This window comes from Mesorhizobium sp. M7A.F.Ca.CA.001.08.2.1, from assembly GCF_003998455.1.
Taxonomy (GTDB): Bacteria; Pseudomonadota; Alphaproteobacteria; order Rhizobiales; family Rhizobiaceae; genus Mesorhizobium; species Mesorhizobium ciceri.
In genome coordinates this window covers 1-928 of the sequence record NZ_RZPW01001260.1, presented here as the reverse complement: position 1 = coordinate 928, position 928 = coordinate 1, and the positions used below count along the sequence as shown (strand labels likewise).

Below are 928 nucleotides of genomic sequence, written 5' to 3'. Positions count from 1 at the left end.
CCTCCCCTCTCCCCTCTCCTCTCCCCTCTCCTCTCCCAGGCTGTCCTCCGCTTTCCCTACCCTTCTTCCGCCCGAGCAGGACGACCCTGCTGTTCGGCGCATCATGACTGGCCGGCGCAGGCCCAACGGTACTACGCGCAGCGCCCAAGCGCAGCCTTTCGAAACTTGGTGGCACAGACCAGAAGCTTTTATGCAGATTGGAAGTCCAAATTTAAACAGTTCATCCTACGTTGGCCGATGGGCTTTTTGTCAAGGAAACGCAATTGAGCCGGTCGGGCAGAACGGATTTTGACTTTGATGGTGCAAGAAAGGCGGTTTTTTCGACCGCCAACTTGCCGGCGGCAATTGCGTTGGCCGTGCTTGTGATCTGCGCGGTCCTTGCGGACTTGCAGAACACGAAAGTGTCCGATCAACTCGCGCGCGCCGAAGTCCAGGCCAAGGTCAACATCATAAGGGCCAAGCTCGAAGGCAATGTAAACGGTAATCTCCAGCTTGTTCAGGGCCTCGTCTCGGCCATAGTTACAGAGCCGTACATGGGACAGCAGAGATTTGCGTCCCTGGCAAGCAACCTGTTCCGACAGAGATCGCAACTGCGCAACATCGCCGGTGCGCCCGATCTCGTCATCTCGCTGATGTACCCGATGGAAGGCAACCAGAAGGCGATCGGGCTCGATTACCGCAAGAGCGAGGCGCAACGGACGGCGGCGCTTCGCGCGCGAGACCTCGGCGTTCTTGTGTTGGCAGGCCCCGTCAACCTGGCCCAGGGAGGGCGGGGCTTTGTCGGGCGCATTCCCGTCTTTGTGCCGACGGCGGGCGGCGGCAGCCGATTCTGGGGCATCCTCTCCGCTGTCATCGATGTCGATCAGCTTTACGCGGCGAGCGGCTTGAATGACCCCGGGATTGATATTGATGTCGCCCTGACGGGGAC

1 protein-coding gene is annotated in these 928 nt (G+C 59.9%); it reads left to right on the top strand.

Going from position 1 to position 928, the window contains the following annotated elements; translation table 11 throughout:
- Nucleotides 1–263: 263 nt before the first annotated feature.
- On the top strand, nucleotides 264–928 hold a 665-nt coding region (locus tag EN914_RS36670), incomplete at its 3' end, for a CHASE domain-containing protein (RefSeq protein WP_206527340.1).